We start from the raw sequence: 15,138 nt of genomic DNA, 5'->3' as shown, positions 1-15,138 counted from the left end.
CGCCGACGATAGAGGCGACCATCAACCGGGTCAATAACCGGATGATTCCGGCGTTCTGCAGGCTCGAAGTACCGGTTCAGATCAGATACACCCGGTTATTGACTCCTCACAGACTCGGTTGTACGGTCGCCGCACCAAGCGATTCATCGGGTTAATTCGGAGTGGGTGGAGGGGTCACGATGACCAGCAAGCTGAGTCTGGATCCAGTGGGCGGCCGTGGGTCGACGCGGCGGGAGTTCCTGACCAGGGCGGCGGCGGTGGGCGTCGCCGTACCGGGTCTCGGCGCCTTCCTCGCGGCCTGCAGCGGGAGCGACGACAAGGGCTTCGAGCAGACCAAAGCCGGCGCAACCACGGGCGGGGCGGCGAAGAGGTTCACCGGTCAGCTGGTGATCAGCACGACGACCAATCCCCCGAAGGCCGCCCAGCAGGCGCTCACCGACGCGTACAAGAAGGTCCAGCCCGGCGTCGAGATCGTCTGGGAGACCCAGGAGTTCAGCGGTTCGGACGCCTACACGCAGTTCCTCACCACCCAACTGGCGGCGAAGAACCCCCGGCCCGACTTCGTCAGCGGCGTCTACGCCAAGACCTACAGCGGGTACGTCGACCTCGATCAGTACCGCACAACCACCAACCCCTACACGGGCCAGCCGTGGGGTCAGGACATCAACTTCGATCGTGGCGGTTCGCGCAACGCGCTCGGCCAGCTGTACCAGGCCGCGACCGGGGTTTCGCACCTGAGCTGGGTCTACAACACCGAACTGTTCGCCAAGGCCGGCGTGAACCCGCCGACGAACTGGGACGAGTTCGCGGACGTCTGCGCCAAGCTGAAGGCCGCGGGCATCACGCCGATCGCGGCAAACTACCAGTGGATCGTGCCGCAGTGGCTGACCGAGATCTACTTCGATCAGTACCACGTCGACTGGGTGAACACCGTGCGCGCGCAGAAGGGCGACTGGAACTACAACCCGGACCTCGACGGCAAGTTCAGCTACGACGCGAACGACGGCGCCATCCACTCCAAGTACACCTACAGCCCGCAGCGCCTGTGGCAGGGCATCCGGGACGGGAAGCTGCGGTTCGACACCCCCGCGATGGCCGAGCTGGTCGGCAACCTCGCGAAGGTCTTCCCCAAGTACGCCACCAGCGACTTCTTCGTGATGGCCGACGTCTACCCGTCGCTGCTGAAGGGCAACGTCGCGATGATCATGGCCGACCCGCTGGAGACGCAGAAGACCCTGACCGCCGACTTCACGTCGAAGTCGGTCAAGCCGTTCACCGTCCAGACCTTCGACAGCCCGGCGATGTCGGGCACCCTGGTGAAGTCGAAGCTGCGGGCGATCGAACCCAAGGGCGGCGACTACGTCAGCATCATCAAGAAGGACACCCAGCACACCGAGCTCGCCGTCGACTTCGCGATGTTCTGGCTGTCCAAGGCCGGCTACCAGCCCTATCTGGACGCCGAGATCGGCGCCGGCATCGAGGTCGGCACGATGGGCATCAACGGATTGACCTTGCCGGCCGCGATCCAGAAGCAGAACGACGCGGTCAAGTTCGTCGGCAACGCGGAGGTCGTGCTGAACCAGGCCTGGACGGCCGGAGCCGACCCGACCTCGAAGGCCGATCTGCAAGGCCTGCTGAAGAAGGCGCTGCAAGGCAGCATCACTCCGCAGGCCTACGCCTCGGAACTGCAGAAGTACTTCCACGACAACTTCGACAAGATGATCGCCAAGCTGTCGCTGACCAAGGACGACATCGACAACCCGTCGCGCCGGCCAGGTGCGGCGTAATCGTGAAGACCACAAAGACCCGGTTACTGACCGCGGCGCTGCTGGGCGTCGCGGTGGTCGGCAACGCAGCGTTCGCCGTCGTCCACGCGTCGACCGACGGCGAGCTGGTGTCGGCCCGGCCGGCGGCGGTCGAGGGCATCGCGGCCGCCGTGGCTGTGGATCCGTCGACCACGCTGGTCGCCACGCTGGGCAATGAGGTGGCGATCGTCCGGGACGGCCAGGTGGCCGCACGCCAGAAGCTGGACGGAACGGTCGGCGGCATCGCCGCGGACGGATCGACCTACTACGCAGGTACGTCGTTGGGCACGGTCTACACCTTCGACTCCACACTGCACCCGACGTCGACCCGCCACGTGCCGGACGCGGTCAGTGGTCTCCGGGCAGGACCGGATTCCACCCTGGTGACAGCGCACGGCGCCGGCGTGTACGGCGAGAACTCGAGCGTCGACGTCTACCCGGCCGGGACTGCGGTGCGGGTCGGCTCGACGGTGACCGCTCTGGACGCTACGGGCGACAGCGCGGTGTACGGAACGGTCAGTGCCCGGGTCGGCATGCTCTCACTCCGGGACGGCAGGCAAGCGTGGCAAGTGACCATTCCACAGCCCGTCACCAGCATCGCGTCCGTACCGCAGCGCGGCTGGGTCCTGGTCGGCGACAAGACCGGCGGACTCAACCTGCTCGACAAGGACGGCAACTCGCTCGGCACGGTCGACGTCGGCGACTACCCGATCACGGCGATCGCGTACGACGCAGCATCCGGCCAGATCCTCATCGGCGATCAGCACGGCGCGGTGAGCGTCCTGGATGGGTCAGGGCGCCTACTGGTCTCACGCCAGGCGGCTGACTCCGCAATCCGTGCTCTGACCCCCACAGCCGCCGTACCGCAGTCCGGTCCTTGGTCTGCGATCGACGTCAGCGCCGCCCGCGGCATCGTCCGCGCGGAGGCATTGCAGCCCTGGTGGATCGCGTTCGACGTACTCCTGGCGATCGCGTTGATCGTGCTACTTGCGCTGACGGGCCGTCGCCGGGCGACAGTCACCCGCACGGCCACGCAGGTCTGGCGCGCGCGACTGGCGTATCTGATGGTGGCGCCCACTGTCCTGCTCGTGGTGGGTCTGACCTTCTATCCGGCCCTGAGCGCCTTCTACTACTCGTTCACGGACTTCAACCTCACCTCGGTGACCACCTGGGTGGGTCTGAACAACTACCACACGATCCTGACCGACGACGCCTACTTCTGGGCCGGCGTCAAGAACATGGTGATCGTGGTGGCAGCCAGCATCGTGAAGACCATCGTGGCTCCCCTGCTCGCGGCCGAGCTCGTGTACTGGCTGCGCAATGCCTTTCACCAGTACCTCTTCCGGACCCTGTTCGTCCTGTCGGCCGTCGTACCGACGCTCGTGGTCACGTTGTTGTGGAAGCAGATCTTCGACCCGGACGGCCTGGTCAACAAGGTGCTCTCGGCCATCGGTCTCGGTCAGCTGCAGCATGCCTGGCTCGGTGAGGAGGCGACCGCGCTGGGATCCGTCATCGCGGTCGGCTTCCCGTACCTGACCGCCTTCCCGTTCCTGATCTTCCTCGGTGGCCTGCTGACGATCGGCCGGGAGGTGTACGACTCGGCGGCGATCGACGGTGCGGGCCGATGGCAACGATTCTTCCATGTGGATCTGGCCTACCTGCGGCCACAGTTCCGGATCGTCACGTTCTTCGCGGTGGTCGGGTCGGTCGAGGGCTTCGCGTCGATCTTCCTGCTCACGAACGGCGGACCCGGAACGTCCACCTACGTACCGGCGCTGGAGATGTACTCGCGGATCGGGTCGGGCGACCTGGGGTACGCCTCCGCGATCGGCGTGATCCTGTTCGTGGTCATCGTCGCGGCGACCATGTTCATCCTGCGGTTCCGGCGTTCGGCCATGGAGGTAGAGGCGTGAGCATCACCACCCGGACCCGGGCCGCCACCCCGCCCGCACCCGCCGAGCGACCTGTCGCCCGACCGCAGCGCCGGCGTCGGGTCACCGCCGCGGGGATTGTGCAGTACGCGATCCTGATCGGCCTCGCGATCGCGTCGTTCTTCCTGATCCTGACCATGATCGACCTGTCCCTGCGGCGCGGAGTGGACATCTACGTCGACTTCTGGAACCCCTTCTCCGCGCCCTACTTCGGCAACTACCGCGCGGCGCTGCTGAAGTTGCTCCCGGCAATGGGTCGCACCCTGTTCGTCGCGGTCGTGTCGATCGCCGGGATCCTGGTCGTCTCCGTCGCCGCCGGGTATGCCTTCGCCAGGCTGCGCTTCCCCGGTCGCGACTTCCTGTACTACGCGGTCCTCGCGGTCATGACCGTGCCCAGCGTCATCCTGCTCACCCCCGACTTCGTGCTGGCCAACCAGTTGCATCTGGTCGGCTCGTTGTGGGGACTGATCGTGTTCTACATCGCGGCCGGGCTGCCGTTCGCGATCTTCCTGATCTCGACCTTCTTCCGGTCCCAGCCCGACGAGATCTTCCAGGCCGCGCGGATCGACGGCGCCTCTGAACTGCAGTCGATGCTGCGGATCGCCGTACCGCTGGCGTTCCCGATCCTGGTCACCGTCGCGATCATGAACTTCCTGACCTTCTACGGCGACTACATCTGGCCGACCCTGATCCTCGGCAAGGACAACGAGACGCTGCTGATGGCGTTGCAGAGTTTCAGCCCGCGGATCGACGAGTACGTCAACCGGCCCGACTTCGGCATCCAGGCCGCCGGTTATGCGTTCGCCACCATCCCTCAACTGATCGTGTTCGTACTGGGCATGCGGTACTTCGTCGCCGGCGTCACGTCCGGAGCGGTGAAGGCCTGAAGGATCTGCCATCCTGCAACCAGAGTGAGGACACCATGAGACACCGCCCGTTGGCCATCGCAGTTTCCCTCCTACTGGCAATACCACTCGCGTGGACCGGACTGTCCACCGTTGACAAGACTCCGGCGGAAGCGAAGCGACCTCGACCGAACTGGACCAGCCTGTCGGCCCAACGCACGTTCCCCGCCAACAACGGCATGCTGAACGTGAAGACCGTCTACGGTGCCGTTGGTGACGGCATCGCCGACGACACCGCGGCGATCCAGGCAGCCATCTCGGCGAACATCCGCAAGCAGGACACCTCGCGCATCCTCTACTTCCCGCAAGGGACCTACAGAGTCACCAAACCCCTGTTCTACAAGGACACCAGCGGCCTGTGGCAGTCCGAGATCACCCTTCAGGGCGACAACCAGGGCAAGACCACTATCCAACTGAGCGACAACAACCCGCTCTTCCAGAACACGTCCGAGCCGAACTCTGTCATCCACACCGCCTCGCTGGAGCCGTCGTCGGGAGACGCCGGTCAGGGTGGCGGCAACAACGGATTCGACAACTACATCTTCGATCTGACGGTCAACACCGGGAAGGGTAACCCCGGCGCCAACGCGGTCAGCTTCCTCGGCAACAACTACTGCGGTCTGCGCAACGTCACCCTGCGCTCGGGCGACCCGAACCACATCGGCGTCGCCGGGCTCGCGATGATCAGATATGCCACCGGCCCCTGCCTGATGAAGAACGTCACCATCGACGGGTTCCAGTACGGCGTCCGCACGAGCAAGCTGGAGTACTCCGTCACGTTCGAGAACCTTGCCCTCAGCAACCAGCTGACGGCCGGCATCCTCAACACCGACAACGTGCTGTCGATCCGCAATCTGTCCTCGAACAACCGGGTACCGGCCATCCAGAACTTCAGCAGTACGCTCACCGGCCAGTCCGGTCTGGTCACCCTGATCGGGGCGCAACTCACTGGCGGCTCGAACACCGTCTCAGCGATCCAGAACTACCAGACCCTGTACGCACGCGACGTCAGCACCACCGGGTACAAGTCGGCCCTGTCCGACGCCCAGTTGCAAACGATCCCCGGCGCGTCGATCGCGGAGTACACCTCGGGACCGGTCTACACCCAGTTCGGCGGCGGGTCGGCGTCGCTCAAGCTACCGATCGTCGAGACCCCGGAGTTCGAGGAGACCGATCAGGCCAAGATGGTGGACGTGACCGACTACGGCGCGGACAAGACCGGTGCGGGGAACAGTTCTCCCGGCGTGCAGGCCGCGATCGCGTATGCGAACCTCCATGGCGCCACGACGATCTACTTCCCGGCCGGCAAGTACACCCTGAACGACCCGATCCAGGTGTCCGGCGGCATCCGGATGATCCAGGGCTTCGACTCCAAGGTCGTGCCCGGGACCTCCTACACCACGACCCCCGCGCCCGGCACACCGCGACGTCCGCTGTTCGTGTTCAACGGTCCCACCGATGTGATCGTCGACCACATCCGCTTCGGCAACGGCTCGCAGGTCTATCCCGGGCTGGTCTACCTCCAGCACGACTCCAGCGGCTCCGTGACCATTCGGAACACCGTCTTCGACCGCAAGGACCCCGGGCACGCGTACCAGAACGGCGTTGCCGGCACCGGTGATCTCTTCATCGAGGACGTCTGCGGGGCGGGCTACACGATCGGTCACCCGCAGCGGGTCTTCGCCCGCCAGTTCAACGCCGAGGGGCCCGTTCAGAAGGTGATCAACCTTGGTGGCACCCTCTGGATCCTCGGCATGAAGACCGAACGTATTTCCGACGTCGGAGGTGTCGGCGGCATCATCGACACCGAGAGCGGCGGCAAGACCGAACTGCTCGGCGCGTTGCTCTACCCGGTCGAGAAGCTCATTCCGACCGACCAGATCTCCTTCCTGATCAGGGATTCCAAGGCGTCGTTCATCTACGCCAACTCGGTCCACAACCCGGTGGTGGCCGATCCGGCGGTCGCCGACGGCGATGTGAAGGTGCAGATCCGCGAGATCCAGCAAGGCGTCACCCGAGATCTCACCTCGGTGGCTGTCCGGGCGCTGACCCCACGCAGCAGCACCGGCACGATGATGCCGCTCTACACCAGCAAGCCGTAACCGACGGACAGGTGGTGGGTCGCCCGGAGCGCGGGTGGCCCACCCACCGGCGGGTCGAAGGACCGTGGCCGGGAGGCGGCGGTCTAGGATCTCGTGGTGACTGATCTTGACCCGTTCGGGGACCTCGACACCGCCGCGCTTCCGGAGCGGCAACAGCGGATCCTGGTGCTGATCCGGGACCACGCGACGCGGTACGGCTACGCACCGAGCAGCCGGCAGATCGGTGCCGCGGTCGGACTGCGGTCGTCGTCCTCGGTGTCGAAGCATCTGGCCAGCCTCGAGGAGAAGGGCTTCCTCCGACGCAGCCCGTCGGTCTCACGGTCGATCGACGTACGGATGTTCCTCCCGGAGTCGGCCGCGCGGGAATCGGACGGGGACTCGGTGCCGGTGCCCGTCGTCGGTGACATCGCGGCCGGTACGCCGATCTCCGCGATCGAGCACGTGGACGACGTCATGCAGCTACCGCGTGGTCTGACCGGACGCGGAAACGTGTTCGGCCTCCGGGTCCGTGGCGAGTCGATGATCGACGCCGCGATCTGCGACGGTGACATCGTCGTGGTCCGGCAGCAGTCCGAGGCGCACTCGGGTCAGATCGTCGCCGCGATGATCGACGAGGAGGCCACCGTGAAGGTCTACCGCCGCCGTAACGGGCACGTCTACCTCGAGCCGAGGAACCCGGCGTACGACGTCATCGACGGCGACACCGCGGTCATCCTCGGCATCGTCGTCTCCGTCCTCCGGAGCGTCTAGCCCTCAGGTTCAGTTGTGGCCGAGCTTGTCGTCGGAGGAGGACTTGCCGGAGCCGGACTTGCCGGAACGATCGCCACCCTTGTCGTCACCCGGCTCGGTGGTGGTGGTCCGGTGATCGTCGGAGGGCGTGGTGGTGCTGGACGGCGTGCGGGTGCGATCGCCGCCGTGGTCGTCAGGTGTTGGCGTGGCCTGCTGGGGAGTGATGGTCGTCGGCGGCGGGAACCACAGGGGGGCCGGCGAGTTCCCCGGCGTACCAGGGTCGAAGGCGGACCAGACCGCCGTACCTCCGGCCACCAGCCCGGCCGCCGCAACCAAGCCCAGCAAACTCATGCCGGCCCAGGCTAGGTAGCGCACCGGCCGCCGGGTCGGCTCTGAGTCTGCTCCGCCGGTCCGCAGCACGACCGGCCGGCGGCGTGGGTCGTCCGAGTCCATGGCTAGATGGTGTCCCAGGTGGGCGGTCGGCGCCATCGGACCTTGGTACTAGTACCTACTCATCCCGCCGCTGGCGCTGCGCCCACAATGCGGCCTGGGTGCGGTCGGTCACCCCGAGGCGCTGGTACACGTTGGTGAGATGGGCCTTCACCGTCCGCTCGCTGATCCCGAGCCGACGGGCGATCGTCTTGTTCGGCAGGCCGTCCCCGACCATGGCGAGCACCTCCTGCTCGCGATCGGTCAGCTTGGTCTCCGGCCCGGGGCTGCGCCGGTTCGTCAGCAGGACCCGCGCGGCCTTCGGATCCAGCGGCGATCCGCCGGCGACGATCTCGCGCACCCCGGCCAGGATCACCTCCGGTTCACTGTGCTTGAGCAGATACCCCTCGGCTCCGGCCTGCAGCGCGTCCAGGATCCGCGCCTGATCACTGAACGACGTCAGCACCAGCACATGCACCTCAGGATCGGCCGCCACGATCTGGCCGGTCGCCGCGATCCCGTCCGTCCCGGGCATCGACAGGTCCATCAGTACGACGTCCGGCCGCAGCTCGGCCGCCATCGTCACCGCCTCGGCACCGTCACCCGCGGCACCGACCAGCTCGATGTCGTCCGCGGTCCCGAGCAGCTGAGACAGTCCGGTCCGGACGATCGCGTGATCGTCGACAATCAACACCCGGATCACACCGGCACCTCGGCTTCCACCCGTGTCCCCTGGCCGGGTGCGGCCCGGACCGTCAGCGTGCCACCCGACTCCGCGAGCAGGTCGCCGATCGAGCGTAGCCCGAGGTGCCCGTTACTGCTGCGCTCATCGAGTCGCGACTCGTCGAATCCCCGGCCGTCGTCGTCGACGATCAAGACCGCGCGACCGTCGACCCGCTCCGCCTTGATCAGGACCTCCCGCGCGCCACTGTGCGCGGCCACATTGCGCACCACCTCCTGCGCCGCCCGGAACAGCAACGCCGCCGTCGCCGGCGGCAAGTCCTCCGCTCCCTCGGTCTCGAGCCGTACGTCGATACCCGCACGCTCGAGGCCGCCCGCCAGCTCCGCGAGTGCCGACGCGAGCCCTTCCTCGGCCAGGTTCGGCGGATAGATGTCCACCAGCAACGAGCGCAGCGACCCGATACTCCCGCGCAGCCTGCCGGCGCTGTCGGCGATCACCTCGGCCCGCTGGCCCTCGGTCGGATTGCCCAGCCGCATCGCATCCAGCGCATAGTTCAGCCCGGTCAACTCCTGGACGACGCCATCGTGCAACTCCCCCGCGATCCGCCGTCGCTCCGCATCCGATGCGTCGACGGCGTGCTGCAGCAGCCGCTCGCGCTCACGCTGTTGCCGTTGCACCCGCCGGGCCAGCGACCACGCGAACGGGATCTGCACCAGTTCCAGCACGAGCAACGCACCCAGGGAAGGCGGCGCGAACCGTTGCCACGCAGCCTGTCCGGCCTCGGTCACCGCCTGGTACTGGAAGTACGCCTCGAACAACATCGCTTCCCCGTTGGTGCCGCGGACTCCGACGTACACCTCGAGCAGCTTCTTGTACGGGATCTCGAAGCGGTTCTCCGGCCGGCTGAGATCGCTGACCTCCGACGCGATACTCCCCTGCAGCCGAAGCGCCTCGAGCTCGTCGGCCGCGAGCGGAAACTGCTGGCCGATCAGCTGCGGCTCGTCGGAGTACACGATCCGGCCATCGGCGTTCCACAACTTCACCCGCACGAGCGAGCCCTGCAGGACATACCTCCGCATGGCGGTATCGAACGACTGCAACGCGGCCGGCTGCCCGCTAACCACCTCCGGGTCGAGGCGTGGTTCGACCACGCCCCGCGCGGTCACGAACGTCACCTGCCGGGCCGAATCGGTTGCCTGCTCCACCCCCGCCTGCCGGGCCACATACGCGATCAACGCAGCCAACGACAGCAACACGATCAGCCCGGCCGCGGTGAACCGCACCAGCAAACCACCCGTGGAGATCGGCCCACGGTCACCACGTCTCACCATGCCTGGGATCGTAGGTGCCACTCACGCCCAGAACAGCCCCGACCTCAGTACTAGTACTCAGGGGATCAGGTCCATCGCGGCCTGGCCGGTTTCGAAGTACGTCGGGAACGAGACCTGGTCGTGGACGATCAGCCACTCACCGTCGATCTTCTGCCAGGCCGCCGTCCACCGGACCCAGGACGCGCTCTTCACGCCGTTCGGCATCGTGCCGCTGAGCTGGTTGAGGCTGTACACGACGGCCAGGTCGCCGTCCACGAGGACGGTCAGATCGCTGACGTCGTAACCGAGCGGTGGCCGGAAGACGGTGAAGACGCGCTCCCAGTTCTTCCACTTCGCCTCGGCGCCGAGGTGTCGCAAGGGCGGTTCGACATCGAACGAGACCAGGTTCGGCGCGAACATCGTCTTCAGCGCACCCAGGTCCCCGGTAATGATCCCGTCGCGCAGCGTCTCGATGCGTTCGCGGATGTCGGCTTCGGCCAGTGCCTGCTGTGTTGTCATGTCGGGTACGACGAAACAGTCGGCGGGACTGTGAGACCTCACAGTCTGGTGCGGCGTTTCGTCGTACCAGTGGAAAGGGAGGGCGGACGATGACCGACGACCCGGAGTTGGGCGTGATCATGGGCGAGCGGCGGCAGCTGATCAATCTCGCGTACCGGCTGCTCGGCTCGCTGTCCGACGCGGAGGACGTGGTCCAGGAGACGTACGTCCGGTGGTATGCGATGTCGAGTCAGGAGCAACAGGCGATCGACGTACCCGGTGCCTGGCTGACCAAGGTCGCGAGCCGGATCTGCCTCGATCTGCTGCGCTCGGCGCGGGTCAGGCGGGAGCGGTACGTCGGTGAATGGGTGCCGGAGCCGTTGCCCTCGGAGTGGCAGACCAGCACCGATCCGGCCGACCGGGTCACCCTGGACGAGTCGGTCAACATGGCGTTCCTGGTCATCCTCGACTCGATGACGCCGGCCGAGCGGGTCGCGTTCATCCTGCACGACGTGTTCCGGTACCCGTTCCCGGAGGTGGCCGAGATCGTCGGCCGGACGCCGGCCGCTTGCCGCCAACTCGCGACCTCGGCCCGGCGGCGGATCAACTCCGCCCAGAATCCGACGCTGTATCCGGCGCTGACTCCGGCGCCGCGGCCCGAGCTCATCGGCAAGTTCAAACAGGCCTGGGAGGCGGCGGACATCCAGGCGCTCATCGCACTGCTGGACCCCGACGTCACCGCGACCGCCGACGGTGGTGGATTGGTCCAGGCCTCGCTCTTCCCGGTCCACGGTGGGACAGCGGTCGCGCGGTACTTCATCGACCTGCCGATCTTCAGCCTCGGCCGTACCCTGCACGAGCGGACCGTCAACGGCCAGCCCGGTCTCGTGATCGAGTACGACGGCGTCATCGAGACCGTGATCGCGTTCGACATCGCCGACGATCGCATCGCGAACATCTGGGCCGTCCGCAACCCCGAAAAGCTGCGGCCCTGGATCAACTAGCCCCGAGCAACGTATGCACGGTCTCCTGCGCACAGGCCTTGTTCACACCGATACCACCCCGCGCGCCGCGTTTGATCCAGCCGGCGACGTAGTGCCCGGGCCGGTCGACCACGGCGCCGCGGACGTTCGGCACGATGCCTCGCTCGGCGTCGAACGGCAGTCCGTCGATCGCGCGTCCTTCGAACCCGATCGCGGTGAAGAGGTTGCCCGCGGCAATCGTCTCGCCGGTGTCGAGCTGCAGTCCGGCCGAGCTCCATCGGGTTGGCCGGACGCCGAAGCGCAGCTCGACGCGGTCACCCACCGCGGCCATCAGCTCCGCCAGCGCCGGCTGGGTGTAGGCCGCTTGCTCGGGACCACGCCGCCCCAGCAGCACGACCTCACGGACCTCGCTGGTCGCGAGCGTACGACGTACATCCGCCGGCAGCTCCATCTCCGCCAGCCTGGCCTCGTCGCTCACCAGCAGCCGGGCCAGGTCGAGAGCGACGTTGCCGTTGCCCACGACAACTGCTCGCGGGCCGGTCAACGCGACCGGCAGCACCGCACCCGGTCGACCGTTGTACCAGGCAACGAAGTCCTCCGCGGCACACGCCGCCTCTTCACCCGGAATCCCCAGCCGCCGGCTCTGGTAGGCGCCGACCGCATGGATGACCGCGTCGTACTCAGGCCCAGCCTCGGCCGCATCCGTCCCCGGCTGCCAGCGCACCCGCGGGTGCGCGGCGATGCGCTCGAAGGTCGAGATGATCTGCCGGGTACGAGGATGATCCGGCGCCACCCCGAACCGCACCAACCCGCCGACCTCCGCCAGCCGGTCCACCAACGTCACCTCGGCCGACGTCCGCAGCAACAGTTCCCTGGTCGCATACATCCCCGCCGGACCGGCGCCGACCACGAGCACGCGCCGCGGCCCGCCACCCCAGGTCCGGAAGGCCGGCGGCTGCCACGCATCCAGATCCGTCCCGTCGAGCGGCTCCTGATCGGCGAAGTGGGCCGCGTTGCGCTCCACATCCTCCGCGGCGGCCTGATCCGCGGGCTGGGCGGCATCGACCGGGCAGATGTCGGCACACGCCCCGCAGTCGATACACGTCCGCGGATCGATGAACAGGCTCGCGCCGGTCCCGAATCCGGGCTCCCCCGGCGTCGGGTGGATGCAGTTCATCGGGCAGGCCGCGACACAACTCGCGTCCGCGCAGCATTCGCCCGAAATGGCGTAGCTCATAGCAACCCGGTCCGCCGATACACGCGCGCGGCCGCCGGCGTCAGCAGGCCCATCGAACCGAGGAAGTCCATCAGGTTCGCACAACTTGCCCGCAGCAACGATCGGTGATGCTTGTTGTGCCGCGCCGCGCGGACGGCGCGGTCGACGTCCAGGCCGACGTTGGCGTAGACCTCGGGGACGACCATGCTCGACACGATCACGTCCGCGGCGAGCGCGATCACCAGCGCACTGACCCAGCGCCGGACGCGGCCCGCGCCGGCCAGCCGCTCGCGGGTCTCGTCGCGCGCGAACACCATGTGCCGCGACTCCTCGACGACGTGGATGTGGTTCACCTGGCGCACGAGCGGCTCGACCCGCCGGTCGCGCATCCAGTCGCGTTGCATCACGTCGGTGACCTCCTCGGCGACCAGGATCGCGGCGTACGCCGTCTCGCCGATGGCGACCGTCTTGAACATCCGGCCGAGCTCACGCGCGAGCCACCGCGGCCGGTACTCGGCCTGGGCCAGTCGCGCCGAGACCTTCGCGAACATGATCGAGTGCCGGCACTCGTCGGCGACCTCGGTCAGCGACCACTGGAACTCCGCACTCGTCGGCGGCTTGTCGTACACGTCGCGCATGATCAACTGCTGCAGGATCAGCTCGAACCAGATCCCGGTCGTCGCCACCGACGCCGCCTCGTGCCGGCTGAGCTCCTGCCGCTGCGCCACGGTCAGCTCATCCCAGTACGGCGTGCCGTAGAGCGTGCTCCACTCCGGGCTCAGGCCGTACGCGTCGCCGACCGGGGTGTCCCAGTCGATCTCCGTCTCCGGATCCCGCGACAACTGCGCCGAGGACCCGAGCAACCGCCGCGCCGTCTCGTCCGTGCCTTGCATCCAGCACCTCCGATCATCTGACATCCCCTATGTAACATAAGCGATGTCGAACCAACCGGCAACCGTCTACACAGCCGAACCTCAGACACACCGACCCTCCCCGAACACCGCTGTCTCTGCCCTCTGTAATCTCGTGGTGACGGAACGGTAGTTCGCTGGGGGCGAGCGGAACTTCCGGGGACGACCAGCAGTTGTGTTCCATGGGTGTAATGGATGGCGCGCGCCCGAGTACGACGGCTGCGACTTAAGGAGAGTCATGAGTAGGCGTGTCGAGCAGAAGGCCCAGCGGCGCGAGCAGATCGCGGCGCAGCTTGCGGCCCAGAAGCGGGCCGAGCAGCGGCGGCGGGTTCTGCTTGCGGTCGGTGCCGTGGTGGTGGTGATCGTGCTCATCGCCGGTCTGGTGACGATCCGCCTGGTCGGTGGCGGCAAGAAGACCGCGACCGGTCCTACCGGCGCCGCGGACGCGTCGATCGTTGCCGCGCTCTCCTCGGTCCCCGACTCAGCCTTCGCCGCGGTCGGCTCCTCCGGTGTCCAGGCCGCGCCGTCGGCGATCACCGGCGAGCCGTTGACCGCCGACGGCAAGCCCAAGGTGCTCTACATCGGCGCCGAGTTCTGCCCGTACTGCGCGTTCGAGCGGTGGCCGGTCACGGTGGCGCTGTCCCGGTTCGGCAAGTTCACCAACCTCGGTACGACGCACTCCGCCGCGGCCGACGTGTATCCGAACACCCCGACCCTGTCGTTCCACGGCGCGACGTACACGAGCCAGTACCTCAGCTTCACCGGCGTCGAGACCACGACGAACGAGCCGGAGGGCAACAACTACAAGCCGCTCGACACCCCGACCGCCGCGGACCAGGCGACGTTCGACAAGTACAACCAGCCGCCGTACGTGAAGACCGGGGGCTCGATCCCGTTCATCGACCTCGGCGGGCAGTTCGTCGGGTCGGGTGCCACCAACACCCCGGAGGTCCTGGCCGGCAAGACGCAGGCCGAGGTCGCGGACGCGCTCAAGGATCCGTCCAGCCCGATCGCGAAGGCGATCCTCGGCTCGGCCAACGTCTACACCGCCGCGATGTGCAAGCTCACCAACAACCAGCCGACCAACGTCTGCTCGACCGAGGCCGTCACCGGCGCGGCCGCGAAGCTGGGGAAGAGCTGAGCAATGAGCAGCACAGCACAACGCTCCGACACCTCCACCGGACTGGGCTGGATCCCGTGGGCCACGCTGGCCGTGTCGATCGTCGGCATCGGGGTCGCGGCGTACCTGACCTATGAACACTTCACCGCCGGTACGACGCTCGCCTGCCCGGAAACCGGTGTCGTCAACTGCTTCAAGGTCACCTCGAGTCAGTACTCCAAACTCTTCGGCATCCCGGTCGCCCTGCTGGGCCTGCTCTTCTTCGTCGGCATGACCGTCCTCTCCCTGCCACCCCTCTGGCGTACGACGTCGCCCTGGCCGGGCAGGCTGCGGCTGGCGGCCGTCCTGGTCGGCGTGGTCTTCGTGTGCTACCTGATCTGGGCCGAGCTCTTCCAGATCGACGCGATCTGCCTGTGGTGCACCGTCGTCCACGTCCTCACGCTGGTCCTGTTCGGCCTCGTCGTGATCCGTTTGGCGCTGGCCCCACCTGCCGCTGATTAAAACGCATTACTCCTGG

The 15,138-nt window shown here is 67.1% G+C and carries 14 protein-coding genes; 8 read left to right on the top strand and 6 right to left on the bottom strand.

Translation table 11 applies throughout. The features are described from left to right. The first annotated feature begins 179 nt into the window (after positions 1-179). The 5 genes from ACWF4Z_RS02225 (at position 180) to lexA (ending at position 7,493) form a co-directional block, all read left to right on the top strand. Positions 180-1,787: an ABC transporter substrate-binding protein gene (locus tag ACWF4Z_RS02225; RefSeq protein ID WP_452241077.1), complete on the top strand. Its 1,608-nt coding sequence runs from the start codon at positions 180-182 to the stop codon at positions 1,785-1,787. Positions 1,788-1,789: 2 nt separating this feature from the next. After that, positions 1,790-3,718 (top strand): carbohydrate ABC transporter permease, encoded by a 1,929-nt coding sequence (locus ACWF4Z_RS02220; RefSeq protein ID WP_452241076.1) that lies wholly within the window; start codon positions 1,790-1,792, stop codon positions 3,716-3,718. After that, the gene (locus ACWF4Z_RS02215; RefSeq protein WP_452241075.1) at positions 3,715-4,623 is read left to right on the top strand and encodes a carbohydrate ABC transporter permease; all 909 of its coding nucleotides are present in this window, start codon (positions 3,715-3,717) and stop codon (positions 4,621-4,623) included. The genes ACWF4Z_RS02220 and ACWF4Z_RS02215 overlap by 4 nt, the downstream gene beginning before the upstream one ends. Before the next feature lie 35 nt (positions 4,624-4,658). Further along, positions 4,659-6,743 carry a glycosyl hydrolase family 28-related protein gene (locus ACWF4Z_RS02210; protein WP_452241074.1) on the top strand — a complete coding sequence of 695 codons (2,085 nt, stop codon included), beginning with the start codon at positions 4,659-4,661 and terminating at the stop codon, positions 6,741-6,743. Between the two features lie 96 nt (positions 6,744-6,839). Further along, complete coding sequence (gene lexA / locus ACWF4Z_RS02205) at positions 6,840-7,493, top strand: transcriptional repressor LexA (protein ID WP_452241073.1); 654 nt, start codon at positions 6,840-6,842, stop codon at positions 7,491-7,493. Between the two features lie 9 nt (positions 7,494-7,502). Here the strand turns inward: lexA and ACWF4Z_RS02200 are convergent, their stop codons facing one another. The 4 genes from ACWF4Z_RS02200 to ACWF4Z_RS02185 are packed head-to-tail and all read right to left on the bottom strand — an operon-like array spanning position 7,503 to position 10,412. Beyond that, complete coding sequence (locus tag ACWF4Z_RS02200; RefSeq protein WP_452241072.1) at positions 7,503-7,925, bottom strand: hypothetical protein; 423 nt, start codon at positions 7,923-7,925, stop codon at positions 7,503-7,505. Between the two features lie 55 nt (positions 7,926-7,980). Next, positions 7,981-8,604: a response regulator gene (locus ACWF4Z_RS02195; protein WP_452241071.1), complete on the bottom strand. Its 624-nt coding sequence runs from the start codon at positions 8,602-8,604 to the stop codon at positions 7,981-7,983. Beyond that, the gene (locus tag ACWF4Z_RS02190; protein ID WP_452241070.1) at positions 8,601-9,914 is read right to left on the bottom strand and encodes a sensor histidine kinase; all 1,314 of its coding nucleotides are present in this window, start codon (positions 9,912-9,914) and stop codon (positions 8,601-8,603) included. Before ACWF4Z_RS02190 ends, ACWF4Z_RS02195 begins: the two co-directional genes overlap by 4 nt. A gap of 57 nt (positions 9,915-9,971) precedes the next feature. After that, positions 9,972-10,412, bottom strand: coding sequence for a YybH family protein (locus ACWF4Z_RS02185; protein WP_452241069.1), 441 nt, complete (start codon positions 10,410-10,412; stop codon positions 9,972-9,974). A gap of 89 nt (positions 10,413-10,501) precedes the next feature. On the opposite strand from ACWF4Z_RS02185, the gene sigJ reads away from it, so the two are divergent. Next, positions 10,502-11,395 carry an RNA polymerase sigma factor SigJ gene (gene sigJ / locus ACWF4Z_RS02180; RefSeq protein WP_452241068.1) on the top strand — a complete coding sequence of 298 codons (894 nt, stop codon included), beginning with the start codon at positions 10,502-10,504 and terminating at the stop codon, positions 11,393-11,395. Here sigJ and ACWF4Z_RS02175 read toward each other — a convergent pair. After that, positions 11,388-12,611, bottom strand: coding sequence for an FAD-dependent oxidoreductase (locus tag ACWF4Z_RS02175; protein WP_452241067.1), 1,224 nt, complete (start codon positions 12,609-12,611; stop codon positions 11,388-11,390). The genes sigJ and ACWF4Z_RS02175 overlap by 8 nt on opposite strands. Then, positions 12,608-13,483: an AurF N-oxygenase family protein gene (locus ACWF4Z_RS02170; RefSeq protein WP_452241066.1), complete on the bottom strand. Its 876-nt coding sequence runs from the start codon at positions 13,481-13,483 to the stop codon at positions 12,608-12,610. Before ACWF4Z_RS02170 ends, ACWF4Z_RS02175 begins: the two co-directional genes overlap by 4 nt. Before the next feature lie 256 nt (positions 13,484-13,739). Between ACWF4Z_RS02170 and ACWF4Z_RS02165 the strand changes: the two genes are divergently transcribed. Together ACWF4Z_RS02165 and ACWF4Z_RS02160 are read left to right on the top strand one after the other, a co-directional pair. After that, entirely contained in the window at positions 13,740-14,642 is a 903-nt protein-coding gene (locus ACWF4Z_RS02165) for a DUF929 family protein (protein WP_452241065.1), read from the top strand. Positions 14,643-14,645: 3 nt separating this feature from the next. Beyond that, complete coding sequence (locus ACWF4Z_RS02160) at positions 14,646-15,122, top strand: vitamin K epoxide reductase family protein (protein WP_452241064.1); 477 nt, start codon at positions 14,646-14,648, stop codon at positions 15,120-15,122. Positions 15,123-15,138 lie beyond the last annotated feature (16 nt).

The organism is Kribbella sp. NPDC055071 (genome assembly GCF_053608045.1).
The sequence above is the reverse complement of the archived record's forward strand: the minus strand, read 5'-3'. Positions and strand labels throughout refer to the sequence as shown.

Bases quoted from the DNA above. Each gene is read 5' to 3' on its own strand.
- ACWF4Z_RS02225 (WP_452241077.1), top strand. From the start codon at position 180: ATGACCAGCAAGCTGAGTCTGGATCCAGTGGGCGGCCGTGGGTCGACG.
- ACWF4Z_RS02210 (WP_452241074.1), top strand. From the start codon at position 4,659: ATGAGACACCGCCCGTTGGCCATCGCAGTTTCCCTCCTACTGGCAATA.
- ACWF4Z_RS02200 (WP_452241072.1), bottom strand. From the start codon at position 7,925: ATGGACTCGGACGACCCACGCCGCCGGCCGGTCGTGCTGCGGACCGGC.
- ACWF4Z_RS02190 (WP_452241070.1), bottom strand. From the start codon at position 9,914: ATGGTGAGACGTGGTGACCGTGGGCCGATCTCCACGGGTGGTTTGCTG.
- ACWF4Z_RS02185 (WP_452241069.1), bottom strand. From the start codon at position 10,412: ATGACAACACAGCAGGCACTGGCCGAAGCCGACATCCGCGAACGCATC.
- sigJ (WP_452241068.1), top strand. From the start codon at position 10,502: ATGACCGACGACCCGGAGTTGGGCGTGATCATGGGCGAGCGGCGGCAG.
- ACWF4Z_RS02175 (WP_452241067.1), bottom strand. From the start codon at position 12,611: ATGAGCTACGCCATTTCGGGCGAATGCTGCGCGGACGCGAGTTGTGTC.
- ACWF4Z_RS02170 (WP_452241066.1), bottom strand. From the start codon at position 13,483: ATGCAAGGCACGGACGAGACGGCGCGGCGGTTGCTCGGGTCCTCGGCG.
- ACWF4Z_RS02165 (WP_452241065.1), top strand. From the start codon at position 13,740: ATGAGTAGGCGTGTCGAGCAGAAGGCCCAGCGGCGCGAGCAGATCGCG.
- ACWF4Z_RS02160 (WP_452241064.1), top strand. From the start codon at position 14,646: ATGAGCAGCACAGCACAACGCTCCGACACCTCCACCGGACTGGGCTGG.